The following is a 12,776-nucleotide window of genomic DNA, read 5'->3' as shown; positions in this document are numbered from 1 at the left end:
TCGGTGGCGTCCGGGATCGCTCGAGGCCCCGCGACGGGGGCCGGGGCTCAGGGACGCGAGGGGGCAGGGTCGCGAGGAGGCGCGTCGACCTCGCCCGCGCCTCCTGCGGTGACGACGGCGAGGCCGGCTCGACGCAGCTCGGCGACGGGCGCCTCGTCGGCCCCCGCCGTGATGAGCGCCTCGAAGGTGTCGAGCGGACCGATGACGCCGAGGTGGGCCTCGCCGAGCTTGCTGCCGTCGGCGACGATGTACGACCGGCGGGCGGTCTGGGTCATGAGGCGCTTGAGGTCGGTCTCGGGCAGGTTGACGTTCGTCACCCCGTGCAGGGCGTGGACGCCGGTGCAGCCGATGAACGCCAGGTCGGCCGTGACGCTCGCGAACACGCTCGTCGCCAGCGGGTTGACCAGAGAGTGCTGCAACGGCCGCAGGGTGCCGCCGGACACGATGACCGTGAACCGGGGCACGGCCTGCTCGAGCGCCAGCGCGATGGTGAGGCCGTTCGTCACGACCACGACGCCCTCGAGGTCGTGCCGTTCGAGCAGGGCCAGAGCGATCTGGGTGGTGGTCGTGCCGACGTCGAGCACGACGCAGTCGCCCGACCGCACGAGCGACGCGGCCTCGACCCCGATGGCCCGCTTGGCCTCGGTCGAGACCGAGCTCTCTTCTTCGAACGGTCGCTCGGCCGGGCGGTCGACGGACAGCGCCCCGCCGTGCACGCGCGAGAGGAGGCCGTCGGCCGCCAGGCTCTCGAGGTCGGTGCGGATCGTCACCTCGGACAGCCGGAACTCGCGCGCCAGCTCGGCCGTGCGGACGAAGCCGCGACGCCCGACGAGGTCGGCGATGCGGTCGCGGCGCCGCTCGCCCGGCAGCGCCGCCGGCTGCGGCACCGGGGGCGGGGTCGAGTTGCCGTTCACCCGGCTAGTTTCGTATGCTTTCACGTACTTTCGCAACTGCAAATCGTGGTCGCGAGTGCCCCGAACTGAAGGAGGCGCGATGTCGTCCATCACGAAACGCGCGACGGTCCTGTCCGACGGTCGCGAACTCATCTACTTCGACGACGCCGACACCACGCTCACGGCGGAGCGCCGCGTCGACGCGCGCACGCTCGATCCACGGCCCGACACGGCGACCATGCGACAGGACGTCCTCACCGGCGAGTGGGTCTCGATCGCCGCGTCGCGGCAGAACCGCGTGTTCCTGCCCCCGGCCGAGCTCGACCCGTTGGCGCCGGCCAGCGAGACCAACCCGTCCGAGATCCCCGACGTCTACGACGTCGCCGTGTTCGAGAACCGCTCGCCGTCGTTCGGGCCGCTGCTCGAGAGCGACGACGCTCCCGAGGGCCTCGACGACCTGACCCGCATCGGCCTCGAACGCACCCTGCGCAGCGTCGGCCGGTGCGAGGTCGTCTGCTTCAGCCCCGAGACCCACGGGTCGTTCGCCGACCTGAGCGAGTCACGCGCCCGCACCGTGGTCGAGGCCTGGGCCGACCGCACGGCCGCCCTGTCGGCGCTGCCCGGCATCCAGCAGGTGTTCCCCTTCGAGAACCGCGGCCAGGCCATCGGCGTCACCCTGCACCACCCGCACGGTCAGATCTACGCCTACCCCTACGTCACGCCGCGCACCACGCGGCTGCTCGACAGCATCGAGACCTACGGGCCGACCCTCTTCGCCGACCTGCTCGACCGCGAACGCTCCGGCCCCCGCGTCGTCCTCGCAGGCGAGCACTTCACGGCGTTCGTCCCGTTCGCCGCGCGATGGCCCATCGAGATCCACCTGCTGCCGCACCGTCACGCCCCCGACTTCGCGGCGCTGACCGACGACGAACGCGACGAGCTCGCGGTCATGTACCGGCGCCTCCTGCGCGGTGTCGACGGCCTGTACGACGACCCGACGCCCTACATCGCCGCCTGGCACCAGGCCCCGGTCGGCGTCGGACGCGACACCGTGCGCCTGATGCTGCAGATCACCTCGCCTCGCCGGGCCGAGAGCAAGTTGAAGTTCCTGGCAGGCTCCGAGGCGGCGATGGGAGCCTGGGTGGGCGACCTCGTCCCCGAGGTGCAGGCCGACCGAATCCGAGAGGCGATCGAGCGATCATGACCGACACCACCACTCCCCAGGGCTTCCGCGAGGTCTTCGACACCGAGGTCGCCGGACGCTGGTCCGCCCCGGGCCGCGTGAACCTCATCGGCGAGCACACCGACTACAACGACGGCTTCGTGCTGCCCTTCGCCATCGACCGACGCACCACCGTCACCGTCGGTCGGCGCGACGACCGCCTGCTGCGCGTGGCGTCGTCGTTCGAGGGCGGCGTGCACGAGGTGTCGCTCGACGACCTCGACCCGGCATCGATGTCGGGTTGGTCGGCGTACGCCCTCGGCATCGCCTGGGCGTTGTCGGTCGCACACGACCGCGCCGACTCACCCTCGTTCGCGGCCGCCGGGGGCGACCTGTCGACCATCGACCTGTCCGGCGTCCCCGGCCTCGACCTGTTCGTCGAGTCCGAGGTGCCGGTCGGCGCAGGGCTCTCGTCGTCCGCGGCGCTCGAGTGCTCGGTGGCCGTGGCCTTCGCCGAGCTCTGGTCGCTGGACGTCAACCGCTCGGCCCTGGCCGCGGTCGGGCAACTCGCCGAGAACGAGGTCGTCGGCGCACCGACGGGCATCATGGACCAGTCCGCGTCGCTGCTGGGTGAGGCCGACTCGGGCGTGTTCCTCGACTGCCGCAGCCTCGACGCCGACGTCGTCGACCTCGGCTTCGCCGCCGCCGGCCTCGAGGTGCTCGTCGTCGACACGCACGTCGAGCACGCCCACGCCACCGGCGGCTACGTCGAGCGTCGCGCGTCGTGCGAGAAGGGTGCCGCCGCCCTCGGCGTCGACTCCCTGCGCGACCTCGACGCCGACGACCTCGGTCGGGCCGAAGAGCTGCTCGACGACGAGACCTTCCGTCGCGTCCGTCACGTCGTCACCGAGAACCAGCGCGTACTCGACACCGTCCGCACGCTGCGCACCGACGGCCCGCAGGCGATCGGCCATCTGCTCGACGCCTCGCACGTGTCGATGCGCGACGACTTCGAGATCTCGGTCCCCGAGTTGGACCTCGCCGTCGCCACCGCCCAGGCGACCGGCGCCGTGGGTGCCCGCATGACGGGTGGCGGTTTCGGCGGGTCGGCCATCGCGCTCGTCCCCACCGAGGCCCGCGCCGACGTCGAAGCCGCGATCGTCGCCGCCTTCGCCGAGGCCGGCTACACGGCTCCGACCGTCTTCACGGTGCACGCCGCCGAGGGCGCCCGCCGCGACGCCTGACGCCGGGCTGCCCTGCCACGGGCACAGCGCCACGGCGTGGGTGCTGCGCCACGAGATGGGCATCGCGCCACGAGTTGGGCATCGCACCACGAGATGAGCACAGCGCCAGGGGAAAACCTGGTGCTGTGACCATCTTCTGGCGTGGTGGGGGCGGCGGCAGTGCTCCCCGCCACGAGGTCAATACGCCGCCACGTCATTGCGTGGCGGCGTGTCGAGTCCGTGGCGGGATGAGGGCACGACCCCGACTCAGCACCACGGGACGGCCAGCGCTCCACGAGGTGGGCACAGCACCACGAGATGAGCACAGCGCCAGGGGAAAACCTGGCGCTGTGCTCATCTCCGGGCGTGGTGCGGGCAGCGGCAGCACGCCCGGCAGGCCCTGGCGTCAGGGACGCTCGGCGGCCTCGACCACGTTCTTCAGCAGCATGGCCCGGGTCATCGGCCCGACCCCACCCGGAACGGGCGACTGGAAGCCCGCGACCGCGGCGACGGCCGGATCGACGTCTCCGCGCAGCTTGTACTTGCCCGTCTCCTCGTTCTGCACGCGGGTGATGCCCACGTCGATCACGGCGGCCCCGGGCTTCACCCAGTCCGGCTTGACCAGCCCCGCGACGCCCGCGGCGGCCACGACGATGTCGGCCCGGCGCACCTCGGCGGCGACGTCGACCGTCCGGGAGTGCGTCAGCGTCGCCGTCGCCTCGAGGCGGGTCAACAGCAGCCCGAGCGGCCGCCCGACCGTCAGCCCCTGGCCGATGATCGTGACGTGCGTCCCCGCGATCGGGATGTCGTAGGCGTGCAGCATCTCGACGATGCCGCGCGGCGTGCAGGGCAGGGGCGTGTCGATCGACCCCTTGCCGCCGGGCACGGCCAGCACGAGCTCGCCGAGGTTGACCGGGTGCAGGCCGTCGGCGTCCTTGGCCGGGTCCATGAGCTCGAGCATCGCCGTCGGGTCGATGCCGGCGGGCAACGGCAACTGGATGATGAACGCCGTGACCGCGGGGTCGGCGTTCATCGTCTCGATCGCCCGACGGATCTCGTCCTCGGTCGCCGTGTCGGGCAGGTCGATGCGGATCGACTCGATGCCGACCTCGGCGCAGTCACGGTGCTTGCCCGCGACGTAGGACAGCGAACCGGGGTTCGCCCCGACCAGGATCGTCCCGAGTCCCGGCGCGATGCCCCGGGCCTTGAGGGCGTCCACCCGGAGGCGCAGGTCGTCCTTGACGGCGGCGGCCAGAGCCGTGCCGTCGATCTTCACGGCGGACGAGTCGTCGCCGGGGACGAAACGGGCACGCTCGACGCCCACCGCACCCCGTGACGAGGCCTCGACCCCGACGCCCGCCGGAGTCCCGGCCGCGACGTCAGCGCTCACGCGTAGAGCGGGAACGCGTCGGTCAGCGCCTTGACGCGGGCCGCGAGGGCCTCGACGTCGGGCGAGGGCATCAGGGTGAGCGCGATGATGTCGGCGACCTCGGCGAACTCGTCATCCGAGAAGCCACGGGTGGCGAGGGCCGACGTGCCGATGCGCACGCCCGAGGTGACCATCGGCGGGCGGGGGTCCCACGGCACCGAGTTGCGGTTCACCGTGATGCCGACGTCGTGCAGCAGGTTCTCGGCCTGCTTGCCGTCGACCTCGCTGGCGCGCAGGTCGACGAGCACCAAGTGCACGTCGGTGCCACCGGTCAGCACGTCGACCCCGGCGGCCTTGGCGTCGTCGGCCGTGAGGCGGGCCGCGAGGGCCTGGGCGCCGCGGATGGTGCGCTCTTGACGGTCCTTGAACTCGGGCTCGGCGGCGAGCTTGAACGCCGTCGCCTTGGCCGCGATGACGTGCATCAGGGGGCCGCCCTGCTGGCCCGGGAACACGGCCGAGTTGAGCTTCTTGAACAGGGGCTCGTGGTTCGAGAGGATCACGCCCGAGCGGGGACCCGCGAGGGTCTTGTGCACCGTCGACGAGACCACGTGCGCGTGCGGCAGGGGCGACGGGTGCAGGCCCGCGGCCACGAGCCCGGCGAAGTGCGCCATGTCGACCCAGAGGTAGGCGCCCACCTCGTCGGCGATGGCGCGGAAGGCCGCGAAGTCGAGCTGACGGGGGTAGGCCGACCAGCCGGCGATGATGACCTTGGGCTGGTGCTCGATCGCCTGGCGACGGACGACGTCCATGTCGATCAGGTAGGTCTCGGGGTCGACCTCGTAGGCCACGGCCTTGTACATCTTGCCCGAGAAGTTGAGCTTCATGCCGTGGGTCAGGTGGCCGCCGTGCGACAGCTCGAGACCGAGGATCGTGTCGCCGATGTCGGCGATCGCGGCGAGCACGGCGGCGTTCGCCTGGGCACCCGAGTGCGGCTGGACGTTGGCGAACTCGGCGCCGAACAGCGACTTGGCGCGCTCGATGGCGAGGTTCTCGGCGACGTCGACGAACTCGCAACCGCCGTAGTAGCGACGACCCGGGTAGCCCTCGGCGTACTTGTTCGTCAGCACCGAGCCCTGCGACTCGAGCACGGCACGCGGCACGAAGTTCTCGGAGGCGATCATCTCGAGGTAGTCGCGCTGGCGCCCCAGCTCTTGCTCGAGGACGGCGGCGATCTCGGGGTCGACGACCGAGAGCGGCTGGTTGAAGGTCGACGGCTGGCGATCGGTCGACTCGGCGGACGAGGCGGCGGTCTGGGCGCTGGTCTGGTCGGAGATGGTCACGGAGGACTCCTTGGCACACGGGACGGACGGAGGTCGGATGTCGTGGCCCAGGCGTACGGCCACGCACGTGTGTCAGTCGCTCCCCGATGGTGACCATCTGAACGCCAGTCGCGACCCGCACAGCATAACAAGACGACCCCTGACGGGGAACCCGCTCGGCGACCGTGTGACACCCTGGACGGGTGAGCCCCACCCTCGACGACACCCGCACGGGAACGGAGGCCGACCAGCGCCTCCTGACCTCGCCCGACACCCCCTGGGTGACGCTCGTCTGGGACGACCCGGTCAACCTGATGACCTACGTCACGCACGTCTTCGAGACCTACTTCGGCTTCGGCCGGGCCGAGGCGAAGCGCCTGATGATGCGGGTCCACACCGAGGGTCGTGCGGTCGTCGCCACGGGCAACCGCGAAGCGATGGAGCGGCACGTCGAGGCGATGCACGACTACGGCCTGTGGGCGACCCTCTCGAAGGAGGACGAGGCGTGACGCTGGTGCCGTTCGTCCGCCCCCGGGGCGGCGACGAGATCCGCGTGCGGCTCGACGCCGACGAGCGGGGCCTGCTCACCGACCTGGTCGGTCAACTGCTGTCGCTGCTCGAGAACGGTGACGAGGGCGATCCGGCCCTGGCGCGCCTCCTGCCGGCGGCGTACCGCGACGACGCCGAGGCGGCCGCCGAGTTCCGGCGGTTCACGGCCGACGACCTGACCCGGCGCAAGGTCGAGAACGGCCGGGCGGTGCTGGCGACGCTCGGCGAAGCGGGGTCGACGCTCGACCGTGCCGCCCAGCAGTCGTGGCTGCGCACCCTCAACGACCTTCGCCTGACCCTCGGCGAGCGCCTGGGGGTCACGGGTGACGGCCTCCCCGAGGGCGGTGACCGTCAGCTGCAGGCGATGGGCCACGTCTTCGACTGGCTGGGCTACCTGCAGGAGGCGCTGCTGCGGTCCCTGCACAAGGGCTGACCCAGCGCCCGAACCCGGCGCACCGACCCGGCGCCACACGCCCGGCGCCCCAGTCCGGCGCCACGCGCCCGGCGCCCCGCAGGGCGAGGGCCGCGACCCGGCGATCAGCAGACCCGTGGGGCGAGGTCTAGCGGTTCTCCTTCGGGAACACGACCCAGAGCACGAGGTACACGAGCACCTGGGGCCCCGGGAGGATGATCGACAGCACGAAGATCAGGCGCACCAGGAAGGCGCTGATGCCGAAGCGGTTCGCGAGGGCGGCGCAGACTCCGGCGATGATCTTGCCGCGGCGGGGACGAGTGAGGGAGGCCATGCCCCCGAGCATGCCAGCCCCGCCTGGAGGGCGCCAGGGCCGCCTCGCGGGCCGGCGCCCGGTACGCGAGAATGACCGGATGAGCGCTTCACTCGTGGCCAAGGGCCTGGCCGGCGGCCACGGGCACCGCACCCTCTTCGACGACCTCGACCTGACCGTCGCCCCGGGTGACGTCGTGGGGGTGGTGGGCGTGAACGGGGCCGGCAAGTCGACGTTGCTGCGCCTCCTGGCGGGGGTCGACGAGCCGCAGGCCGGCACGATCACCCTCAACCCCGGCGACGCCTTCGTCGGCTGGCTGCCGCAGGAGCACGAGCGCGTGCCCGGAGAGACCGTCGCCGACTACATCGGCCGCCGCACGGGCAGCACGCAGGCCACCGCCGAGATGGACGCCGCCGCCGCCGCCCTCGGCGACCCCGACCCGGCGCCCCGAGCCGACGGCCTCGAACCGGCCGACGTCTACTCGACCGCCCTCGACCGGTGGCTCGCCAGCGGCGCCGCCGACCTCGACGACCGCCTGCCGCAGGTGCTCGCCGACCTCGGCCTCGACCGTGACGGCGACGGAGCCGTCGGCCCCGACAGCCCGATGACCGGCCTCAGCGGAGGCCAGGCCGCCCGCGTCGGCCTCGCCGCCCTGCTCCTCAGCCGCTTCGACGTCGCGCTGCTCGACGAGCCCACGAACGACCTCGACCTCGACGGCCTCGAACGACTCGAGCGCTTCGTGCAGGGGCAGCGGGGCGGCATCGTCCTCGTCAGCCACGACCGCGAGTTCCTCGCCCGATGCGTGACGAAGGTGCTCGAGCTCGACCTCGCGCAGTCGTCGAACCGCGTCTTCGGCGGCTACGACGCCTACCTCGACGAGCGCGAGACGGCCCGCCGTCACGCCCGCGAGGCCTACGACGAGTTCGCCGAGAAGAAGGCCGACCTCGTCGGCCGCGCCCGCACGCAGCGCGAGTGGTCGAGCCAGGGCGTCCGCAACGCGATGAAGAAGGCCCCCGACAACGACAAGATCCGTCGCAAGGCCTCGGCCGAGTCGAGCGAGAAGCAGGCCCAGAAGGTCCGCCAGATGGAGAGCCGCATCGCCCGCCTCGACGAGGTCGACGAGCCCCGCAAAGAGTGGCAGCTCGAGTTCACGATCGGCGCCGCACCCCGGTCGAGCTCGGTCGTCTCGACCCTGAGCGGTGCAGTGTTCCGCCAGGGCGACCCCGCGACGGGCGAGTTCGTGCTCGGTCCGGTGTCGCTGCAGGTGGACGGCGGCGACCGCATCGGCATCACCGGCCCGAACGGCGCCGGCAAGTCGACCCTGCTGCGCGGCCTGCTCGGCCGCCAGGCCCCCAGCGAAGGAGGCGCGAGTCGCGGAGCCAGCATCGCCGTCGGCGAGATCGACCAGGCCAGGGCACTCCTGGCCGGCGACGTGCCGTTGGCCGACGCGTTCGAGGCGCTCGTGCCGGACTGGCCCCAGGCCGAGGTGCGGACGTTGCTCGCCAAGTTCGGGCTCAAGGCCGACCACGTCTCGCGTCCGGTCGACGAGCTCTCGCCCGGCGAGCGCACCCGCGCCGGCCTCGCCCTGCTGCAGGCCCGAGGCGTCAACGTGCTCGTGCTCGACGAGCCCACGAACCACCTCGACCTCGCCGCCATCGAGCAGCTCGAGCAGGCCCTCGAGTCGTACGACGGCACGCTGCTGCTCGTCACGCACGACCGGCGCATGCTCGAGACGGTCCGGCTCGATCGCCACTGGAGGGTCGAGGGCGGCACCGTCACCGAGTCGTGAGGGCGCCGACGCCGTCGCCGGTGAACGACCCCCGCGCCCCTCGACTACCGTCGTCGTCATGACCCGAACCACCCGACTGGTCGCGGTCGCCGCTGCCCTCGCCCTGCTCACGGGCTGCACGGCGGCCCCGACCGACCCGAGCGAGCCCACGGGCGGCGCCTCCACGGACGGGACCTCCTCTCCCCAGCCGACCCGCGCCTCCTCGGAGCTCGCCGACTGGGCGACCGCCCTCGACGCCCGCGACGACTACTCCGCCCGCTGGGTCGCCGTCGGCGACTCGATCTCCGAGGGCATGGGCGCCTCGACCGTGGACTCCCGGTGGATCGACCTGACCCTCGACGGCCTGCGCGAGCGCTACCCGACCGACGACGTGCCGGGCGGGGTCGGCTACCGGCCGGCCGCGTTCGCCGTCGCTCCCCCGGCCTCGACCTGGGCCCGCTGGGCCTCGAGCAGCGAGGGATCGGTGTCGGCGTCGTCCCGCACCGCCGACCTCGGCTACCGCGCGGTCACCCTCGGTGCCGGCGCGACCACCACGTACCCGTTCACGGGCACCGACCTCGACCTCTGGTGGTCGAGCGGACGCGGCACCTTCGACTACGCCGTCGACGACGGCGAGGCGGTCGAGGTCGACACCCGCGACTCCATGGCCACCAGCGGGATCACGTCCGTGACCGGGCTCGACGCGGGCGCACACACCGTGACGATCCACGCGCAGACGCCGGTCGACCTCGAGGGTCTGACCGCCTTCGACGGCGATCGCGACCGCGGCATCACGCTCTTCGACTCGTCCCGCTCCGGCGCCACGGCCCGCACCTTCACGGCCGACCTGCCCGGGTTCCTCGACTCGATCGCCGCGACCAAGCCCGACCTGGTCACGATCACGCTCGGCGCCAACGACGCGTTCAGCCGTACGCCGGACCAGTTCGAGGACGACTACCGCACCCTGATCGACGGCCTGCAGAGCCTCGACGACCCGCCGTCGGTCCTGTTGATGGGCGAGTTCGTGCCGGGCACGAACCTCACCGAGGGGCTGGCCGGCGACGCCGCCGAGTACGACGCCGTCGTGCAGCGCCTCGCGGCCGAGACCGGCAGCGCCTACGTCGACCTCGCCGACGCCCTGCCCGCCGACGGGATCGCCTCGCTGCTCTCGGCCGACGGGGTGCACCCGAACGACGCCGGACAACGCGTCATCGCCGACTTCGTGCTCGAGAAGCTCAGCGTCGACTGAGCGACCCGTCGAGTGGTCCCGAATCGTGGTTCGGCCCGCACGCGAGGACGTTTCCGAACCGCTCGACCGACGTGTCGAGCGGGACGAGGAGGCGCGGGCACGTCACGAGGACGGACGCCCGCCGCGGCGCAGCTCAGTCGAACAGGCCGTAGGCGGCGTCGAGCGTCTCGTCGGTGCTGAGCGGGGCGTCGTCACCCGCACCGGTCGCCGTGACGGCGACCAGGCCGTGAGGCGAGAGGACCGTGCTGGCCGAGGCCGTGATGCCCTGCTGCGTCACCGACTGCGAGAAGGCCTGGCCGCCGAACGCCTGGACGCGCGAGTCGTCGACGGTCTCGACGCCCTCGGTGCCCTCGATCTGCGAGGTCTGGGCGCTGATGTCGTCGGCGCTGAACTCCTGGCGCTGGGCGAGGACGACGATCGCCGTCACGTCGGCGGCGTCGGTCGCCTCGGTGGTCGGGGTGGCCCACTGGCAGTTCGCCTGGTCACCCGAGAACGTGCTGTCATCGCGCAGCTCGAGGCCGTCGACGACGCCGCCGAGTGCCGAGCCGACGTCGTCGCAGCTGGCGAGGTCGTCGAAGGTGCCCTCCGTCGAGTCGGCCGAGGACCCGCCGGAACCGGCCTCGTCACCGTCACCCGCGCCTCCTGAGGTGCAGCCGGCGAGCAGCAGGCCGAGGGCGAGCACGCCCGTGGTGGTGGCCGTCACGGCCGTTCTGCGCATGGTCGTGGTCATCGGGGGCTCCCTCGTGATCTGCCTCGGGCTCGCTGTGCCCGGTGCTCCCGTCACCCTAACGAGGGGCACCTCCGAGGACGCACCGTCGCCGCGTCGTCGAACCACCCCGGAGGCTGGTTCGACGACGCGACGGTGGTGCGACCTCCGGCGGCGTCGGTCGCCGCGGCTCACCAGGTCGTGCGGGTGCGCTCCTGCTCGACGACGGCCTCGCGGTCGGCGAGCCCGCGGAGCCCGGCGAACTGCTGCCCCATGCGCGGATTGCCCGAGAGCACCGGCTCGACGCGGTCGAGGAACGCCCAGTAGCCGGCGGTCACCGGGCAGGCGTCCTCGCCGAGCCGCTTCTTCGGGTCGAAGCGGCACGAGCCGCAGTGGTCGGTCATGCGGTTGATGTAGGCACCACCCGACGCGTACGGCTTGGTCGCCACGACGCCGCCGTCGGCGTGCTGCGACATGCCCACGACGTTGGCCGGCATCACCCAGGGCGTGCCGTCGACGTACATGTCGACGAACCACTGGTTGAGTGCCGCCGGGTCGACCCCGCGTTGCAGGGCCCAGTTGCCGAGGATCATCAGCCGCTGGATGTGGTGGTTCCAGCCGTGCCGCCGCAGGCCGTCGAGCGTCTCGCTGAGGCACTCGGCCTCGACGGCCTCGACGTCGAGGCCGGCGAACACCTCGGGCAGGGGGTTCGTGGCCCCGAGCGCGTTGCTCGTCGTCGCGAAGTCCTCGCCGAGGTGCCAGTAGAGGTGCCAGACCCAGTCACGCCAGCCGACGATCTGCCGGGTGAACCCCTCGACGCTCCGCAAGGGGGCGTCTCCGGCCTGGTACGACGCGACGGCGGCCTCGACGACCTCGCGCGGGTCGAGCAACCCGAGGTTCATGGGGGCGCTGAGCAGGGAGTGCGCCATCGTCCAGTCGCCCGACAGCGTGGCGTCCTCGAACGGGCCGAAGTCGGGCAGCCGCACCTCGACGAAGTCCGCCAGCGCGGCCGTCGCCTCGGCCCGGGTCGCCGCGAACCGTCGGGGCGCGTCGTCGCCGACGAGCCGGACGACCCCGTCACGCTCCCAGCGCTCGAGGTCGGCCCGCACCTCGGCGTCGATGTCGTCCTCCTCGGGCCACTCCTGCGGCGGCAGGCCGAGAGTGGCCGCGCCCTTCGGTGGCTTCTCGCGGTTGTCGTGGTCGTAGTTCCACTGGCCTCCGACGGGCTGCGGGCCCTCCATCAGCAGTCCGGTGCGCTGGCGCACCGCCCGGTACCAGTCCTCCATCAGGAGGCGCGGTGCCGGTCGACCGCCGGACGCGCCGGTCGGTCGACCCGCGCCTCCTCGACGGGCGTCGTCGGCGTCCGCCGTCGCGCCTGCGGACCGGCCCGGACCGCGCCCGCCCTGGCGACCCGCGGCCCACTCGGCGAACTCGGCCTCGCTCGAGACGAAGCCGCGGCTCGGCAGCACCTCGGCTCCCACCGACCGCACGAGACGGCGCGCCCGGTACGAGGTGGGGTCGACCACCTGCAGGTCGTCCCGCCCCTCGAGGGCCTCGGAGTAGTGCTCGACCTGCCGGAAGTCGACACGGTCGCCGAGCTCGGCCGCCCGGTGCCGGATCGCCGACAGGATCAGCTGCAGCTTGGCGCGGTGCAGGGTGCGGCCCCGCCACGACGACCGGCTCTCGATCAGCAGCATCGGGTCGCCGTCGTCGAAGTGCGGGCCGAGCTGGTCGAGGAAGATCCACCGGGTGCGCTGCATGCCCCGACAGTAGACGTGGGCACTCAGCGGGTTGCCAGCATGTTCACCGTGAC

At 72.4% G+C, this 12,776-nt stretch carries 12 protein-coding genes and 1 riboswitch; of the genes, 6 read left to right on the top strand and 6 right to left on the bottom strand.

The genetic code is table 11. The features are described 5' to 3' along the window. Positions 1-47: 47 nt before the first annotated feature. Positions 48-914, bottom strand: a complete 867-nt coding sequence (locus tag OVA02_RS04470; protein ID WP_233568449.1) for a DeoR/GlpR family DNA-binding transcription regulator — start codon at positions 912-914, stop codon at positions 48-50. A 79-nt stretch (positions 915-993) separates the two neighbouring features. Between OVA02_RS04470 and galT the strand changes: the two genes are divergently transcribed. Further along, positions 994-2,097, top strand: coding sequence for a galactose-1-phosphate uridylyltransferase (gene galT, locus OVA02_RS04465; RefSeq protein ID WP_054146884.1), 1,104 nt, complete (start codon positions 994-996; stop codon positions 2,095-2,097). After that, positions 2,094-3,299 (top strand): galactokinase, encoded by a 1,206-nt coding sequence (gene galK, locus OVA02_RS04460; protein ID WP_056043260.1) that lies wholly within the window; start codon positions 2,094-2,096, stop codon positions 3,297-3,299. The genes galT and galK overlap by 4 nt, the downstream gene beginning before the upstream one ends. 385 nt (positions 3,300-3,684) lie before the next feature. On the opposite strand, the gene OVA02_RS04455 is transcribed toward galK, so the two are convergent. Together OVA02_RS04455 and glyA are read right to left on the bottom strand one after the other, a co-directional pair. Beyond that, positions 3,685-4,602: a bifunctional methylenetetrahydrofolate dehydrogenase/methenyltetrahydrofolate cyclohydrolase gene (locus tag OVA02_RS04455; RefSeq protein ID WP_056044483.1), complete on the bottom strand. Its 918-nt coding sequence runs from the start codon at positions 4,600-4,602 to the stop codon at positions 3,685-3,687. 62 nt (positions 4,603-4,664) lie between these two features. Further along, the gene (gene glyA / locus OVA02_RS04450) at positions 4,665-5,981 is read right to left on the bottom strand and encodes a serine hydroxymethyltransferase (protein ID WP_082460133.1); all 1,317 of its coding nucleotides are present in this window, start codon (positions 5,979-5,981) and stop codon (positions 4,665-4,667) included. A 44-nt stretch (positions 5,982-6,025) separates the two neighbouring features. Beyond that, positions 6,026-6,109: riboswitch (ZMP/ZTP riboswitch) on the bottom strand. 60 nt (positions 6,110-6,169) lie between these two features. Between glyA and clpS the strand changes: the two genes are divergently transcribed. Both clpS and OVA02_RS04440 read left to right on the top strand, forming a co-directional pair. Further along, positions 6,170-6,475 (top strand): ATP-dependent Clp protease adapter ClpS, encoded by a 306-nt coding sequence (gene clpS, locus OVA02_RS04445; RefSeq protein ID WP_056043262.1) that lies wholly within the window; start codon positions 6,170-6,172, stop codon positions 6,473-6,475. Beyond that, positions 6,472-6,948 (top strand): DUF2017 domain-containing protein, encoded by a 477-nt coding sequence (locus OVA02_RS04440; protein WP_056043265.1) that lies wholly within the window; start codon positions 6,472-6,474, stop codon positions 6,946-6,948. Before clpS ends, OVA02_RS04440 begins: the two co-directional genes overlap by 4 nt. A 127-nt stretch (positions 6,949-7,075) precedes the next feature. On the opposite strand, the gene OVA02_RS04435 is transcribed toward OVA02_RS04440, so the two are convergent. Next, positions 7,076-7,261, bottom strand: a complete 186-nt coding sequence (locus OVA02_RS04435) for a PspC domain-containing protein (protein ID WP_054147120.1) — start codon at positions 7,259-7,261, stop codon at positions 7,076-7,078. A gap of 79 nt (positions 7,262-7,340) precedes the next feature. On the opposite strand from OVA02_RS04435, the gene OVA02_RS04430 reads away from it, so the two are divergent. Then, positions 7,341-9,029 (top strand): ABC-F family ATP-binding cassette domain-containing protein, encoded by a 1,689-nt coding sequence (locus OVA02_RS04430; protein WP_267659319.1) that lies wholly within the window; start codon positions 7,341-7,343, stop codon positions 9,027-9,029. Positions 9,030-9,087: 58 nt separating this feature from the next. After that, the gene (locus OVA02_RS04425; RefSeq protein ID WP_056043272.1) at positions 9,088-10,257 is read left to right on the top strand and encodes an SGNH/GDSL hydrolase family protein; all 1,170 of its coding nucleotides are present in this window, start codon (positions 9,088-9,090) and stop codon (positions 10,255-10,257) included. Between the two features lie 133 nt (positions 10,258-10,390). Here OVA02_RS04425 and OVA02_RS04420 read toward each other — a convergent pair whose 3' ends face one another. Together OVA02_RS04420 and OVA02_RS04415 are read right to left on the bottom strand one after the other, a co-directional pair. Beyond that, positions 10,391-10,987 (bottom strand): hypothetical protein, encoded by a 597-nt coding sequence (locus OVA02_RS04420; RefSeq protein WP_267659318.1) that lies wholly within the window; start codon positions 10,985-10,987, stop codon positions 10,391-10,393. A 167-nt stretch (positions 10,988-11,154) separates the two neighbouring features. Further along, entirely contained in the window at positions 11,155-12,723 is a 1,569-nt protein-coding gene (locus tag OVA02_RS04415) for a cryptochrome/photolyase family protein (RefSeq protein WP_056043282.1), read from the bottom strand. Positions 12,724-12,776: the final 53 nt, after the last annotated feature.

The sequence above is a fragment of the Frigoribacterium sp. SL97 genome, assembly GCF_026625765.1.
Taxonomy (GTDB): Bacteria; Actinomycetota; Actinomycetes; order Actinomycetales; family Microbacteriaceae; genus Frigoribacterium.
This window is presented reverse-complemented; position numbering and strand designations above follow the sequence as displayed.

Excerpts from the sequence above, each read along its gene's own strand:
- galT (WP_054146884.1), top strand. The coding sequence starts at position 994 with ATGTCGTCCATCACGAAACGCGCGACGGTCCTGTCCGACGGTCGCGAA.
- galK (WP_056043260.1), top strand. The coding sequence starts at position 2,094 with ATGACCGACACCACCACTCCCCAGGGCTTCCGCGAGGTCTTCGACACC.
- OVA02_RS04435 (WP_054147120.1), bottom strand. The coding sequence starts at position 7,261 with ATGGCCTCCCTCACTCGTCCCCGCCGCGGCAAGATCATCGCCGGAGTC.
- OVA02_RS04430 (WP_267659319.1), top strand. The coding sequence starts at position 7,341 with ATGAGCGCTTCACTCGTGGCCAAGGGCCTGGCCGGCGGCCACGGGCAC.
- OVA02_RS04425 (WP_056043272.1), top strand. The coding sequence starts at position 9,088 with ATGACCCGAACCACCCGACTGGTCGCGGTCGCCGCTGCCCTCGCCCTG.
- OVA02_RS04420 (WP_267659318.1), bottom strand. The coding sequence starts at position 10,987 with ATGACCACGACCATGCGCAGAACGGCCGTGACGGCCACCACCACGGGC.
- OVA02_RS04415 (WP_056043282.1), bottom strand. The coding sequence starts at position 12,723 with ATGCAGCGCACCCGGTGGATCTTCCTCGACCAGCTCGGCCCGCACTTC.